The following is a 14,173-nucleotide window of genomic DNA, read 5'->3' on the forward strand; positions in this document are numbered from 1 at the left end:
GCAAACCACAGGAGGTTTAACATGGCTACCAAGATTAATATCCGCACCCTGCTCGAGGCCGGCTGCCACTTCGGTCACCAGACCCGTCGCTGGAACCCCAAGATGAAGCCGTTCATCTTCGGTGAGCGTAACGGCATCTACATCCTCGACCTCAAGCAGACCATCCTCGACGCCGACCAGGCCTACACTTTCGTCAAGAACGTTGCCAAGGGTGGCAACGTGCTGTTCGTCGGCACCAAGAAGCAGGCTCAGGAGGCCGTCAAGAACGCTGCTGAGCGCGCCAACATGCCTTACATCAACCAGCGTTGGCTCGGCGGTATGCTGACCAACTTCGTCACCATCCGCTCCCGCATCAACCGCATGGAGGAGCTCGAGGCCATGGTCGAGGACGGCCGCATGGCTGTTCTGCCCAAGAAGGAGCAGGCAGTGCTCGGTAAGGAGCTCACCAAGCTCCAGACCAACCTCGGTGGTGCCCGCGACATGAAGGGTCTGCCCCAGGCTCTCTTCGTCATCGACACCAAGCGCGAGGAGAACGCCATCAAGGAGGCCCAGCGCCTGAACATCCCCGTCGTCGCTCTGATCGACACCAACTCCGATCCCGACGAGGTCGAGTACGGCATCCCCTGCAACGATGACGCTATCTCCGCTGTCACCCTTATGTGCGAGCTCATGGCCGACGCCTGCCTCGCCGGCTCCGGCAAGGAGCAGGTCTCCGAGGCCGAGATGGCCGCTGAGCCCAAGGCCGAGTAAATCAGTCTTAGTTAATTCTTTTTCATCTCTTTGAAAGGAACCACAATGGCCCAGATTACCGCCGCTATGGTCAAGCAGCTCCGCGAGATGACCGACTCCCCGATGATGGAGTGCAAGAAGGCTCTCGTCGAGGCTGACGGCGACATGGACGCCGCTGTCGACGTTCTGCGCAAGAACGGTCTCGCCAAGGCTGCCAAGAAGGCTGGCCGTGAGACCAACGAGGGCGCTGTCGCCGCGTTCGTCTCCGAGGACGGCAAGTCCGGCGCTCTGCTCGAGCTCTCCTGCGAGACCGACTTCGTCGGCTCCAACGCCAAGTTCACCGGCTTTGCTTCCAAGGTCGCTGAGGTTGTCGCCACCACCGAGCCGGCTGACGTCGACGCTCTGCTCGAGAAGCCGATGGGCGAGGAGACCGTTTCCTCCGAGCTCACCGAGATGATCCACATCATGGGCGAGAACATGAAGATCTCCCGTTTTGCCGCCCGCAAGGCCGAGAACGGCGCTCTCGCTTCTTACATCCACATGGGTGGCAAGATCGGCGTCCTCGTCGAGTTCGCTTTCGAGAAGGCCGAGACCGCTCAGGCTGAGTCCTTCAAGACCTTCGCTCACGACGTTGCCCTTCAGGTTGCCGCCGTCGCCCCGATCTGCGCTACCCGTGAGCAGGTTCCGGCCGAGACCGTCGAGCACGAGAAGCAGATCTACATGGCTCAGGCTGCCGAGTCCGGTAAGCCCGAGGCCATCCAGGAGAAGATGGCTGTCGGCCGTCTGGAGAAGTTCTACAAGCAGTCCGTGCTCACTGAGCAGGAGTTCATCAAGGACAGCTCCCTCACCATCAAGAAGTACGCTGAGCAGGTCTCCAAGGAGCTTGGCGACACCATTACCGTCGTTGCCTTCGACCGTCTGGTCCGTGGCGAGTAAATAAGCTCTTGTAGCTGGTAATGAGCAGGCTGTGGGTTTTACTCACAGCCTGCTTTTTCATGGCTCCCCGTTAAGCCTTTGTTATCATATTGAGAGTCTAATTAAAGGAGGATCGCTTTGTCCGACATCCGATATAAACGCGTGCTTCTTAAGCTTTCCGGCGAAGCACTGATGGGCGACGGCCAATATGGCATCGACCCCAAGGTTACCGACCATCTTGCCAAGCAGGTCAAGGAGCTGCTCGCCGTTGGCCATGAGGTCGGCGTCGTTGTCGGCGGCGGCAATATTTTCCGCGGCATGGCCGGCGCTGCCGGTGGCATGGAGCGTGCTCAGGCCGACTACATGGGCATGCTTGCAACCGTTATGAACGCGCTCGCCCTGCAGGATGCCTTCGAGCATAACGATGTTCCCTGCCGCGTGATGAGCGCTATCCAGATGAACGAGATCTGCGAGCCCTATATTCGCCGTCGCGCTATCAACCACCTTTCCAAGGGCAACGTTGTTATTTTTGCCGCCGGTTCGGGTAATCCGTACTTTACGACCGACACCGCCGCGGCTCTTCGTGCGTGCGAGATCGGCGCCGAGATTCTGATTAAAGCCACCAAGGTTGACGGCATCTACGACAAGGATCCCGTCAAGTGCGCCGATGCCGTCCGTTTTGACAAGATTACTTATCACGAGGTTCTCGTTCGCGGCCTGCAGGTTATGGATTCCACAGCTACGGCCCTGTGCCAGGATAACCGTATGCCTATTTTGGTCCTCAACATCGATGGCGAGGACACCGTCAAACGCGCGCTCGCGGGTGAACCCGTCGGCACGCTCGTCTATCAGGAGGATTAAGCATGGCAGAGAACATCACCGCCCATATGGACAAGTCGCTCGAGTCCCTCAAGCATAACTTCTCCAAGGTCCGTACCGGTCGCGCCAACGCCAACATTCTGTCCGACATCACCGTCGATTATTACGGTGTCCCCACGCCGGTCACGCAGGTTGCCGCCGTCAAGACCCCCGAGGCTCACATGCTGCTCATCGAGCCGTGGGACAAGGCCCTCATCAACGCTATCGTCAAGGCCATCGGCGCTTCCGATCTGGGTATTACCCCCAACTCCGATGGCACCGTCGTTCGTCTTCCGTTCCCGGCTCCCACTGAGGAGCGCCGTCGCGAGCTCGTCAAGGAGTGCCGCGAGTACGCCGAGCAGGCCAAGGTGTCTATCCGTAACATCCGTCGCGACTTCAACAACAAGCTCGAGCGCGATGAGGAGCTCACCGAGGACGATGTCCGTCGCGAGCAGGCCAAGGTCCAGAAGCATACCGATGAGTATGTCGCCAAGGTCGAGGAGCTTCTGAAGGAAAAAGAAGCCGAGGTCATGGAGATCTAAGGTGCAATACGACGAGCATAAACTGGTCGAGTACTTTGCCGACGCCCCTGCGGGCGTCGGTTTTTCCGACCTTGACCTCAATAACATTCCGCACCATATCTCGTGCATCATGGACGGCAACGGTCGTTGGGCCACGTCGCGCGGTCTTGCACGCACCGAGGGTCATAAGGCAGGTATCGTCTCGCTGCGCGAGATCATTACCGCCTGCGTGCGTCTGGGCGTCGACGTGCTTTCTGCCTATGCGTTTTCTACCGAAAACTGGAACCGTCCGCAGCATGAGGTCAACGTCTTGATGCATCTGTTTGCCAAGACGTTTATCGACGAGCTGCCTCTTCTGAAGCGCGAAAACGTGCGCGTTGTTTTTTTGGGCGACATTTCCGCACTGCCCAAGAAGACCCGCGATGTCTTTGAGCGCGGTCTAGCCGAGTGTGCCGACCACACCGGTATGACGCTGGCGCTTGCCGTCAACTACGGCGCCCGTGCCGAGATCACCCGCGCTGTCCGTCAGATTGCACTCGACGCTGCCGCCGGTAAGATCGATCCTGCCGCAATTGATGACGACATGGTGGCTTCCCACCTCTATACCGCCGGCCTTCCCGATCCTGAGCTTGTGATTCGCACCTCAGGTGAGCTGCGCCTTTCGAACTATCTGTTGTGGCAGGTGGCTTATTCCGAATTCTACGTCACCGATACCTATTGGCCCGACTTTGATCGTTGGGGCCTTGTCGACGCCATTTTGGCCTATCAGGGCCGTGACCGTAGGTTTGGTGGACTGAGCAAGACCGAGGAGGCTTAATCGTGTCCGATCGTCCCAAGGCATCTGCTCCCAAGACGCCTGCGCGCAAAGCTGCCCCTGCAGGGGCGCCCGCAGCGAAGGGCAGCTCCGGTTCATGGCTGGCGGGCTTTATCACCCGTGCCGCCGCCGGTATCGTCTATGCCGTCGTCTTTATCCTGTGCCTGGTTTTGGGCATTGTTCCCACGGCTATCTTCGTGTCCGTCATGAGCGGTCTGTGCTGCTATGAGTTCTTCCGCATGACGAGGCTCGATGGCAAGATGGCTAACGAGCGCATGGGTATCGCTGCCGCCGTACTCTTTCCGCTGTCGGCGTTGGGCGATTCGATGTTGCTGAATGCCCTGCTTTTTGCCCTGATGCTCGCTGTGGGCATTTGGTATGTCTGGTCGCCGCGTACCCGCATCTCTGATGTGGCAGTGACGCTCATGGGTCCCATCTACACTGGCTTTATGCTGTCGGCTATCGTGCTGCTGCGCGATGCCGTGCCCGGTTTTGCCGGTGCCCTGCTTTCAGTGGGCGTTTGCGCGTCCCTTTGGGTCTCCGATTCGTTTGCCTACATCGTGGGCAGCCGTATCGGCAAGCACAAGATGGTCCCCAAGATTTCTCCCAAAAAGAGCTGGGAGGGGTTTGTCGGCGGCATCCTGGGCTCGGTTTTGATTTGGCTCATCCTGTGGGCGACGCACTTCTACAAGCTCAGCCTGCCCTATGCGCTGCTGTGCGGCGTGGTCGTGTCCATTCTGGGCGTTATCGGCGACCTTATCGAGTCGCGCATCAAGCGCGGTGTGGGCGTCAAAGATTCCGGCAACCTTATCCCGGGCCACGGCGGAATGCTCGATCGTAGCGATTCGCTTATCTTCGGTTGCATCACCGCGCAGCTGTTGCTGATGATCGGAGGCGTGCTGTAATGTCCTTCCAGACGACGTATGGCCCTGATGGACGCCTTCGCGTTGCCATCCTGGGTTGTACGGGCTCTATCGGCACCCAGGCGCTCGATGTGTGCCGCCAGCATGCCGATCGCCTGCAGGTGACGGCGCTGTCCGTTAACTCCAGTACCTCCGAGCTCGTTGCCGCTGCCCGCGAGTTCTCGGTTCCGGCGGTTGCCGTGGCCGCTGTCGATCATGGCGATGACGCCGTGCTGCAGGAGTTGCCCGAGGGAACGAAGCTCGGCGTTGGCGCGCAGGCGGTTTGCGAGCTCGCGCGTCGCGACGATGTCGACTGCGTGCTTGTCGCTATTGTGGGCGCCGCCGGTCTCGAGGCGAGTCATGCGGCCTTGACCTCGAATAAGCGCCTTGCCCTTGCCAACAAGGAGTCCCTCGTCGTCGGTGGCGACTTGCTTATGCCGTTGGCGCAACCGGGCCAGCTTATTCCAGTCGACTCTGAGCACTCCGCCATTTACCAGTGCTATCTGGGGGAGAACCCGCGCGAGGCTCATTGTATTTGGCTCACCTGCTCGGGCGGTCCGTTCTTTGGCCGCACGCGAGACGAGCTCGATCGCGTGACGCGTGCCGATGCCCTCGCGCATCCCACGTGGGCCATGGGTGCCAAGATTACGATTGACTCCGCCACCCTTATGAACAAGGGTCTGGAGCGCATCGAGGCGATGCATCTGTTTGGCTGCGACCTCGACTTTATTAACGTGGTCGTGCAGCGTCAGTCCAAGATTCACTCCATGGTCGAGTTCGCCGATGGCTCCGTGATGGCGCATCTCGGTGCCTCCGACATGCGCATTCCCATCCAGTTTGCCTTCTCGTATCCCGAGCGCTGGGATACGCCGGCTCCACGTATCGACTTCCGCGAGCTGGGTCAGCTCACCTTTGATGCCGCCGACATGGATACCTTCCGCTGTCTGGCGCTGGCCGAGCGTGCCGGTAAGATGGGCGGCACCATGCCGTGTGTGCTTAATGCAGCTAACGAGGTCGCCGTCGACGCCTTCCTGCACGATGGGTGTAGCTTTACCGATATCGACCGCATTGTGGAATCCTGCATGGATGCCCACGAGGTTCAGGCAGTTGCCTCGTTTGAGCAGCTCGCCGATATCGATGCGTGGGCGCGTGAAAAGGCCGCGCAGGTGCTCGCCGCAACCCGTTCTTAACCCATAAGGATTGCTTTTTCGTTTTATGGATACTGTTCTGAGCGTTCTCTCATCGGTCTTTTGGGGCCTTCTGATGCTTTCCGTCCTCGTGTTTTTGCACGAGGGCGGCCACTTTTTGGCGGCGCGTGCCTGCGGTGTCCGCGTGACCGAGTTCTTTTTGGGCCTGCCGTGTCGCTTTGATATCCACCACACGTCGCGTCGTATCGGCACCAAGTTTGGCGTGACGCCGCTGCTGCTGGGTGGCTATGCAGCCATTTGTGGCATGGATCCGACCGACGTCTCGTGTGCCGACCGCGTGCTTGCTGCCATCTATCGTCACGGCCGGGTGACGGTGGCCGATCTTGCCGTCGAGCTCGAGCTGTCCGAGGAGGATGTGCTCGAGGCCTGTGCTTTGCTGTTGGGCTGGGGCTCCATCGCTCCCTGGTATGAAGAAGGGGAAAAGCCTTCGCCCAATTACTATCCCACCAAGTACCAGACCCTGCCGCGTGACGCGGCGGGTTATACCACCTTTGACGGCCGTCGGTTCGATCGTGAGCACGCGACTGCCGAGGGCGATGTATGGGAGCTGCCGTGCGGCGAGTCCGAATTCCTTGCACGCGAGCGCTCGCACACCTATTTGGGCCAGGGCTTTGTCAAGCGTTCCTTTATGCTGCTTGCGGGCATTATCGTCAATATCCTGACGGGCTTTTTGCTCCTTATGAGCATCTATTCCATCGCGGGCGTCACGGTGCCGGTGGATACCAATGTGATCGGCCAGGTTGACGAAGGCTCGATTGCCGCCGCGGCGGGAATCGAGGGCGGCGATGCGATCCTTTCGGTCGACGGAGTATCGTGCTCTACCTGGATGGACGTTTACGATGCCATCGGCAAGGCTGCCGGTAAGGACGATATCGCCATCGAGTACGAGCGTGACGGCAAGCAGCATTCGACCACGGTTGCGCTCAAAGAGGACGAGCGCCTCGGTGTGTATGCCTCTACGCAGGTGGTCCGTTTGGACCCCATCACGTCGGCTCGTTTGTCGTTCTCCTATATCGTGCAGACAGCGGAGGGCGTGATGCGCCTGCTCCAGCCGCAGCATACGATGGAGATTCTCGACCAGTCCTCTTCAATCGTGGGTATTAGCGTTATGTCCTCACAGGCTGCTGCCGCCGGCCCTGCCACGTTCCTTTCGTTTGCCGCCCTCATTTCGTTCTCGCTTGGCTTTATGAACCTGCTGCCCATCCCACCGCTCGATGGCGGCAAGCTGGTCATCGAGATCATTCAAAAGATTGCGGGCCGCGAGCTTCCGCTCAAGGTCCAGACGATTGTGAGCTATGTGGGCATCGCGCTCTTTGCGCTGCTGTTTGTCTATATGCTTCGTTCCGACATCCTTCGATTTATTCTGTAGGGGAGTGGTTGGATTGTCTTTATCCCATCCTTTGCCTCGCGAGCTGACGCGTCCCGTGCATGTGGGCGGCGCGCAGATCGGTGGCGGCGCGCCGGTGGTGGTCCAATCCATGACCTGCACCGATACCGCTGATGCCCAGGCAACGCTTGCGCAAGTGCGTGCTTTGGCGCAGGCTGGCTGCGATATCGTGCGCGTGAGTGTGCCCACCGAGGCCGCGCTTGAGGGTTTCCGCACCATCTGTGCCGAGTCTCCGGTGCCGATTGTCGCCGATATCCACTTTAACCATAAGCTCGCCATTGGTGCCGTTGAGGCTGGTGCTGCCAAGCTGCGCATCAATCCCGGCAATATCGGCGATTGGGCCAAGGTTGACGCGGTAATCGATGCTGCGGGTGCTGCTGGCTGTGCGATTCGTATCGGCGTCAATGCCGGTTCGCTTGAGCAGGATATTGCCGAGCGCGACGACCTCACGCAGCCCGAAAAGCTCGTGATGTCGAGCGAGCGTTTCGTCAAGCACTTTGAGGACCGCGGTTTTACCAACATTGTGCTTTCTGCCAAGGCCCATAGCGTGCAAACGACGCTCGATACCTATCGTGCCCTGTCGCGTGAGATTCCCCACGTTCCGCTTCATCTGGGCGTGACTGAGGCCGGCACCAAGCTGCAGGGCACCATCAAGAGTTCGGTGGGCCTTGGTATCTTGCTTTCCGAGGGCATCGGCGACACCATGCGCGTCTCCCTCACGGCCGATCCGGTCGAGGAACCGCCGGTTGCTTGGGGTATTCTGCAGTCGCTGGGCCTGCGTCGCCGTGGTCCCGAGATCGTCTCGTGCCCCACTTGCGCGCGGTGCCAGGTCAACCTGATTCCCATCGCCGAGGAAGTCACCGAGCGACTTAAAAACTACGCCGCACCGCTTTCGATTGCCGTCATGGGATGTGCCGTTAATGGCCCCGGCGAGGCGTCTGATGCCGACCTGGGCGTTGCCTGCGGACGTGGTCAGGCTCTGCTCTTTTCGCATGGCCAGATCATTGGTAAAGTAGCTGAGGATCAAATTGTCGACGCGCTTATGGCCGAGGTCGACAAGCTTATTGAGGAGAAATAAATGACTCGAGCAATGTACATGTCTAAGCTCTATGCGCCGACACTCAAAGAGGATCCGGCCGACGCTGAGCTCGCAAGCCACCGCCTGCTGCTTCGTGCCGGCATGATTCGCAAGGAGGCCGCTGGTCTCTACTCCTACCTGCCGCTCGCTTGGCGCTCGATCCGCAAGATCGAGAACATCGTGCGCGACGAGATGGACGCCGCCGGTGCTCAGGAGCTCATGATGCCCATTATGGTCGATGCCGAGCTGTGGCGTGAGTCCGGCCGTATCGATGCCTATGGCAAGGAGCTCGTGCGCTTTGACGACCGTCATGGCCGCGAGTTCGTCCTGGGCCCCACGCACGAGGAGACCGTCACGGCCCTGGTGCGCAACGAGCTGCGCTCCTACAAGCAGCTGCCCGTCAACCTCTACCACATTCAGGACAAGTTCCGCGACGAGTTCCGTCCCCGCTTTGGCCTGATGCGCGGCCGCGAGTTCATCATGAAGGACGCCTACAGCTTCTCCGCCACGCAGGAGAGCCTGCAGGAGGAGTACGACAAGATGAAGCAGGCCTACGCCAACATCTGCGAGCGCTGCTACATCAAGGCCCTGCCCGTTGTCGCCGACTCCGGTGAGATCGGCGGCGACACCTCCGTCGAGTACATGGCTCTGGCCGAGGCCGGCGAGGCATCGCTCGTCTACTGCGACGACTGCGGCTTTGCTGCCGACGATGAGGCTGCGAGCACCAAGGTCGTTGTGACCGAGGGTCCTGGCGACGGTACGCTCACCAAGGTCGAGACTCCGGGCATGGGCACTATTGAGGCCGTTGCCAAGTTCTTCGGCTTCCCCGAGAACGGCACGCGCAAGTCGCTGGCCCTCATCGACGCCGAGGGTAAGCCCGTTGTGGCGATCGTCCCGGGCGATCACGAGCTCAACGACTGCAAGGCCGAGCATGTCTTTGGTAAGGGCTATCGTATGATGACCGACGAGGAGCTCCAAACCTATGGCCTGCACAAGGGCTTTATCGGACCGGTCAACCTGCCCGAGGGTATCCGTCTGGTCTGCGACGAGAGCCTGCGCGAGTCCAAGCAGTGGGCCTGCGGCGCCAACGAGGTCGACTATCACTTTACCGGTGCCTGCCCCGACCGCGACTTTTCCGTCGACGAGTGGGCCGACCTGGTCACCGTCGTTGCCGGCGATCCGTGCCCGCATTGCGGCAAGCCGCTCTCTGCTGCTCGCGGCATCGAGGTCTCTCAGGTGTTCCAGCTGGGCACCAAGTACTCCGAGGCCATGGGCGCCACCTTTATGGACGAGGACGGCAAGGAGAAGCCGCTCATCATGGGTTGCTATGGCGTGGGCGTGTCCCGCTCGCTCGCTGCCGTCGTGGAGCAGCACAACGACGAGCATGGCATCGTCTGGCCGGTTTCCGTCGCTCCCTACGAGGTCGCGGTGATTCCGCTCGACCCCAAGAAGGAGGAGTGCGCTACCGTCTGCGACAGAATCGTCGAGGGTCTGTGCGCCGAGGGTATCGAGGTCGTCGTCGATGATCGCGACGAGCGTCCCGGCTTTAAGTTTGCCGATAACGACCTCATGGGCTTCCCGTATCAGGTCGTTCTGGGTAAGCGCGGCCTTAAGAACGGCACCGTGGAGCTCAAGGACCGTGCCACGGGCGAGCGCGAGGACGTCGCCATCGACGAGGTTGTCGCCAAGGTCGCCGAGCTTGTGAAGGCTGCTCGCCGCTAGTCGACGACATCGCCAATAACTGTATTACGGGGCTGCCCCGCATTTCTCCAGATAGGGGAGATGCGGGGCAGCCCTATTTACCCCGATATGCTCAAATTCAAAAAGGAAAACCCCACAGCCCGGATGAGCTGCGGGGTTTTCCTTTGTGCCTCCGATGCGAAATAAATCGCTCAGATATTACTGATAATCGACGACGTCGATCCAGTTCTTAAGGAACTCATCGTTCACGTTGCGCTTACGAGCGAGCTCGGAAGCGGCGACAATGCTCGTCCACTGACGCACGACCTGCATCGGCATGTCGGCGCGGTCGCAGTAGAGCTCCAGATAAGCCTCGGCCTGATCCTTGCTGTTGAGGGCAAAGAGCAGGTAGGTCGTGGCAACGTCGGCGGCAGGGGAGCCCTGGGTGGCGTGTGCCCAGTCGCACACGTAGAGCTGGCCGTCGTCGCCGACGATGACGTTGGAGGGGTTGAAGTCGCCGTGGCAGACCTTGAACTCCTTGGTCATGCCGTCCAGACGCTCCTGAAGGTTGTAGCGCGTGGTGGCATTGAGCTGATCCAGGCTGTCGATCATGCGGGCGAACTTGTCGCGCTGACGGTTGAGCAGCGGGGAGGTGTAGCCGTGGATCTCGATCTGGAGGTCGACGAACATCTCGAGGTACTCACCGAAGCGCTGGGGCTCGGCAGTCATCTTCTCGGCAAGGGTGGTACCCGGGACCTTCTCGGTCACGAGTGCCCAGCCGTTGGCGTTCTCGAGCTGGGAAACCTCGAGAGCCTTGGGGCTGCGGATGCCGCACTCATTGATGCGGGCAAGATTCAAAGCCTCGTTGAACACGTCGGAGACAGGCTTGGTCTCGTTGAAGACCTTGACGATCTTGTCGCCCAGGTCGTAAACGACCTTGTTGCCACGACGGACGAGCTCGGTCTTGGAATCGGGTAGCAGCATGGTTGCATCCTTTCAACGATGCGATAGAAGCGACGGCGGGGGTGTGTGAAACACCCGTGCACCCCCGCCGTAAAAAACCGTGCTAGAACTAGCAGACGGCGTAATCCTGGGGCTCGCGGCCGTAGTAGGCGTCCAGGTAGAGCTCCTTGATCTCGCTCATGAGCGGGTAGCGCGGGTTAGCGCCGGTGCACTGGTCGTTGAATGCCTGCTCGGTCATCTCGTCGAGGGTGTCGAGGAAGTACTGCTCGTCGACACCGTAGTCGGCGATGGTCTTCTTGACGCCGATGAAGTCCTTGAGCTCCTCGAGCTTCGTAATGAAGTTCTCGAAGGTCTCCTTGTCGTCCTTGCCCTCGATGCCGCAGTACTTGGCCATCTCGGCGTAGTTGTGCAGCGCGTTGGGGTAAGGATACTGGGAGAAGGTGCCCATCTTGACGGGGGCCTCGGCGGCGTTGTAGCGCATGACGCGGGTCAGGATGACAGCGTTGGCGATGCCGTGGGGCAGGTGATGGAAAGCGCCGAGCTTGTGAGCCATGGAGTGGTTGAGGCCCAGGAAGGCGTTGGCGAAGGCCATACCGGCCATGCAGGAGGCGTTGTGCATCTCCTCGCGGGCGTGCGGGTCCTTGGCGCCGTTCTCGAAGCTGGAGGGCAGGTTCTCAAAGACGAGCTTAGCAGCGCGCTCGGAGAGGCCCTTGGTGTAGTCGGAAGCCATGATGGAGACGTAGGACTCGATGGCGTGGGTCATGACGTCGATGCCGGAGGCAGCGGTCAGGCCGCGCGGGGCGGTCATGCAGTTGTCGGCGTCGACGATAGCCATGTTGGGGAGCAGCGCGTAGTCGGCGAGCGGCCACTTGATGCCGGTCTCCTTGTCGGTGATGATGGCGAACGGCGTGCACTCGGAGCCGGTACCCGAAGAGGTCGGGACGGCGACGAAGTAGGCCTTCTTGCCCATCTCGGGGAAGGTGAAGATACGCTTGCGGATGTCCATGAAGTCCATGGCCATGTCCTCAAACTTGCACTCGGGGTGCTCGTACATCATCCACATGATCTTGCCGGCGTCCATGGCGGAGCCACCGCCGACGGCGATGATGACGTCCGGCTCAAAGAGAGCCATCTGCTTGGCGCCACGACGTGCGCACTGCAGCGACGGATCGGGCTCGACGTCGTAGAAGCAGTCGTGGGCGATGCCCATCTCGTCGAGCTTGGCCTCGATGGCGCGGGTGTTGCCGTTCTTGAAGAGGAACTGGTCGGTGACGATGAAGGCGCGCTTCTTGCCCATGACGGTGCCGAGCTCGTCGAGAGCGACGGGCGTGGAACCCTTCTTGAAGTAGACCTTCTCGGGAGCGCGGAACCAAAGCATGTTCTCGCGGCGCTCGGCCACAGTCTTAACGTTGATCAAGTGCTTCACCCCAACGTTCTCGGAGACGGAGTTGCCGCCCCAGGAGCCGCAGCCCAGGGTCAGAGACGGCTTCATGCCAAAGTTGTACAGGTCACCGATGCCGCCGTGCGAGGACGGGGTGTTGATGACGATACGGCAGGCCTTCATGACGTGCTCGAACAGGCTGATCTTCTCGGCCTGGGCGGGGTGCACGTACAGAGAGGCGGTGTGGCCCGGGCCACCGGCGAGCACCAGGTGCTCGGCCTTGTCGACGGCCTCCTGGAAGTCCTTGGCGTGGTACATGGCCAGGACCGGGGAGAGCTTCTCGTGGGAGAACTCCTCCTTGGCGGGGTCGGTGGAGTTGACCTCGGCGATCAGGATCTTGGTCTTGGCGGGAACCTCGATGCCGGCGAGCTCGGCGATCTTGGCGGCAGCCATGCCGGGGATGCGGTGGTCGAGAGCGCCGTTCTTGAACATGGCGCCACGCAGGGCCTCCATCTCGGCACCCTGCTTGACGAAGTAGCAGCCGCGCTTCTGGAACTCGGCCTTAACCTGGTCATAGATGGTGTCGATGACGGTCACGGACTGCTCGGAAGCGCAGATCATGCCGTTGTCGAAGGTCTTGGAGTGGATGATGGAGTTGGCGGCGAGCAGCACGTCGGCGGTGTCGTCGATGACGACCGGGGTGTTACCGGCGCCAACGCCCAGGGCGGGCTTGCCCGAGGAGTAAGCGGCCTTGACCATGCCCGGGCCACCGGTGGCGAGGATGATATCGACGTCGCGCATGACCATGTTGGTCAGCTCGATGGAGGGGACATCGACCCAGCCGATGATGCCCTCGGGGGCGCCGGCCTTGACGGCGGCGTCAAGCACGAGCTTGGCGGCGGCGATGGTGCACTTGGCGGCAGCGGGGTGCGGGGAGATGATGATGGCGTTGCGGGTCTTCAGGCAGATCAGCGTCTTGAAGATCGCGGTGGAGGTGGGGTTGGTCGTCGGGATGACGGCACCCACGATACCGATGGGCTCGGCGATCTTGGTGATGCCGTAGGCCTCGTCGCGCTCCAGGACACCACAGGTCTTGGTGTTCTTGTAAGCGTTGTAGATGTACTCTGCGGCGTAGTGGTTCTTGATGACCTTGTCCTCAAGAACGCCGCGGCCGGTCTCCTCGATGGCCATCTTCGCCAACGGGATACGAGCCTTGTTGGCGGCCATGGCGGCCTCATAGAAGATCTTGTCGACCTGCTCCTGCGTGTACGAAGCAAAAAGCGCCTGGGCCTCTCGCATCTGAGCGAGCTTAGCCTCAAGCGCCTCTACGTTGTCCACAATTGCGGGAGTAGTGTTTTCCGGTGACTTTTTCACCATTTGTGTCTCCTTGCGATCGGAGATTTACCCTACGCCTTGCATGATAGCAATAAATTATTCGGTAAACGGTCAGATTCCCGTAAAAGGCATACTAAAACGCTTCAACAAAATGAAGCGATTCAACTAATAATGCATCGCCTCACTCATTGGGGACAGGCTTACATGAGTGCATTCACTCATGTGGGACAGACATCGATTTGTCATTTTGGTTGATTTCCGATCTCAGCCGAACACATTGAGCAAATAGGCCGTTCCCGCAGTTAGCCGAACGCCCCCGCGGCCCCTCCCGGGGCCCGGGGGCGCCGTTTTCCCAGTTGAAGGAACGGTGGAGATGTGTTTCGATGGGTCCGGTGGCCATGC

The 14,173-nt window shown here is 60.3% G+C and carries 12 protein-coding genes; 10 read left to right on the forward strand and 2 right to left on the reverse strand.

What is annotated here, in order from left to right:
- Window positions 1-21 precede the first annotated feature (21 nt).
- From rpsB to I2G43_RS01255, 10 genes are all read left to right on the forward strand, one after another.
- Window positions 22-750, forward strand: a complete 729-nt coding sequence (gene rpsB / locus I2G43_RS01210; protein WP_006236109.1) for a 30S ribosomal protein S2 — start codon at window positions 22-24, stop codon at window positions 748-750.
- A gap of 45 nt (window positions 751-795) precedes the next feature.
- Complete coding sequence (gene tsf / locus I2G43_RS01215) at window positions 796-1,665, forward strand: translation elongation factor Ts (RefSeq protein WP_195534788.1); 870 nt, start codon at window positions 796-798, stop codon at window positions 1,663-1,665.
- Between the two features lie 117 nt (window positions 1,666-1,782).
- Window positions 1,783-2,505, forward strand: a complete 723-nt coding sequence (pyrH, locus tag I2G43_RS01220) for a UMP kinase (RefSeq protein WP_040359955.1) — start codon at window positions 1,783-1,785, stop codon at window positions 2,503-2,505.
- 2 nt (window positions 2,506-2,507) lie between these two features.
- On the forward strand, window positions 2,508-3,044 hold the full coding sequence (gene frr, locus I2G43_RS01225; protein ID WP_006236112.1) for a ribosome recycling factor: 537 nt from the start codon (window positions 2,508-2,510) through the stop codon (window positions 3,042-3,044).
- Between the two features lies 1 nt (window position 3,045).
- Window positions 3,046-3,840 (forward strand): isoprenyl transferase, encoded by a 795-nt coding sequence (locus tag I2G43_RS01230; protein WP_117735162.1) that lies wholly within the window; start codon window positions 3,046-3,048, stop codon window positions 3,838-3,840.
- Window positions 3,841-3,842: 2 nt separating this feature from the next.
- Window positions 3,843-4,742 carry a phosphatidate cytidylyltransferase gene (locus I2G43_RS01235; RefSeq protein ID WP_324249475.1) on the forward strand — a complete coding sequence of 300 codons (900 nt, stop codon included), beginning with the start codon at window positions 3,843-3,845 and terminating at the stop codon, window positions 4,740-4,742.
- Complete coding sequence (gene dxr / locus I2G43_RS01240; RefSeq protein WP_195534789.1) at window positions 4,742-5,929, forward strand: 1-deoxy-D-xylulose-5-phosphate reductoisomerase; 1,188 nt, start codon at window positions 4,742-4,744, stop codon at window positions 5,927-5,929. Before I2G43_RS01235 ends, dxr begins: the two co-directional genes overlap by 1 nt.
- Before the next feature lie 25 nt (window positions 5,930-5,954).
- On the forward strand, window positions 5,955-7,316 hold the full coding sequence (locus I2G43_RS01245) for a M50 family metallopeptidase (RefSeq protein ID WP_195534790.1): 1,362 nt from the start codon (window positions 5,955-5,957) through the stop codon (window positions 7,314-7,316).
- A 13-nt stretch (window positions 7,317-7,329) separates the two neighbouring features.
- Window positions 7,330-8,412 (forward strand): flavodoxin-dependent (E)-4-hydroxy-3-methylbut-2-enyl-diphosphate synthase, encoded by a 1,083-nt coding sequence (gene ispG / locus I2G43_RS01250; RefSeq protein WP_229071428.1) that lies wholly within the window; start codon window positions 7,330-7,332, stop codon window positions 8,410-8,412.
- Complete coding sequence (locus I2G43_RS01255; protein WP_229071430.1) at window positions 8,413-10,134, forward strand: proline--tRNA ligase; 1,722 nt, start codon at window positions 8,413-8,415, stop codon at window positions 10,132-10,134.
- A 177-nt stretch (window positions 10,135-10,311) separates the two neighbouring features.
- Here the strand turns inward: I2G43_RS01255 and I2G43_RS01260 are convergent, their stop codons facing one another.
- Window positions 10,312-11,076, reverse strand: coding sequence for an aminoglycoside phosphotransferase family protein (locus I2G43_RS01260; protein ID WP_006236119.1), 765 nt, complete (start codon window positions 11,074-11,076; stop codon window positions 10,312-10,314).
- An 88-nt stretch (window positions 11,077-11,164) separates the two neighbouring features.
- The gene (gene adhE / locus I2G43_RS01265; protein WP_195534791.1) at window positions 11,165-13,813 is read right to left on the reverse strand and encodes a bifunctional acetaldehyde-CoA/alcohol dehydrogenase; all 2,649 of its coding nucleotides are present in this window, start codon (window positions 13,811-13,813) and stop codon (window positions 11,165-11,167) included.
- Window positions 13,814-14,173 lie beyond the last annotated feature (360 nt).

Origin of the sequence: Collinsella aerofaciens (assembly GCF_015557435.1) — a bacterium.
GTDB classification, from domain to species: Bacteria; Actinomycetota; Coriobacteriia; order Coriobacteriales; family Coriobacteriaceae; genus Collinsella; species Collinsella aerofaciens_Z.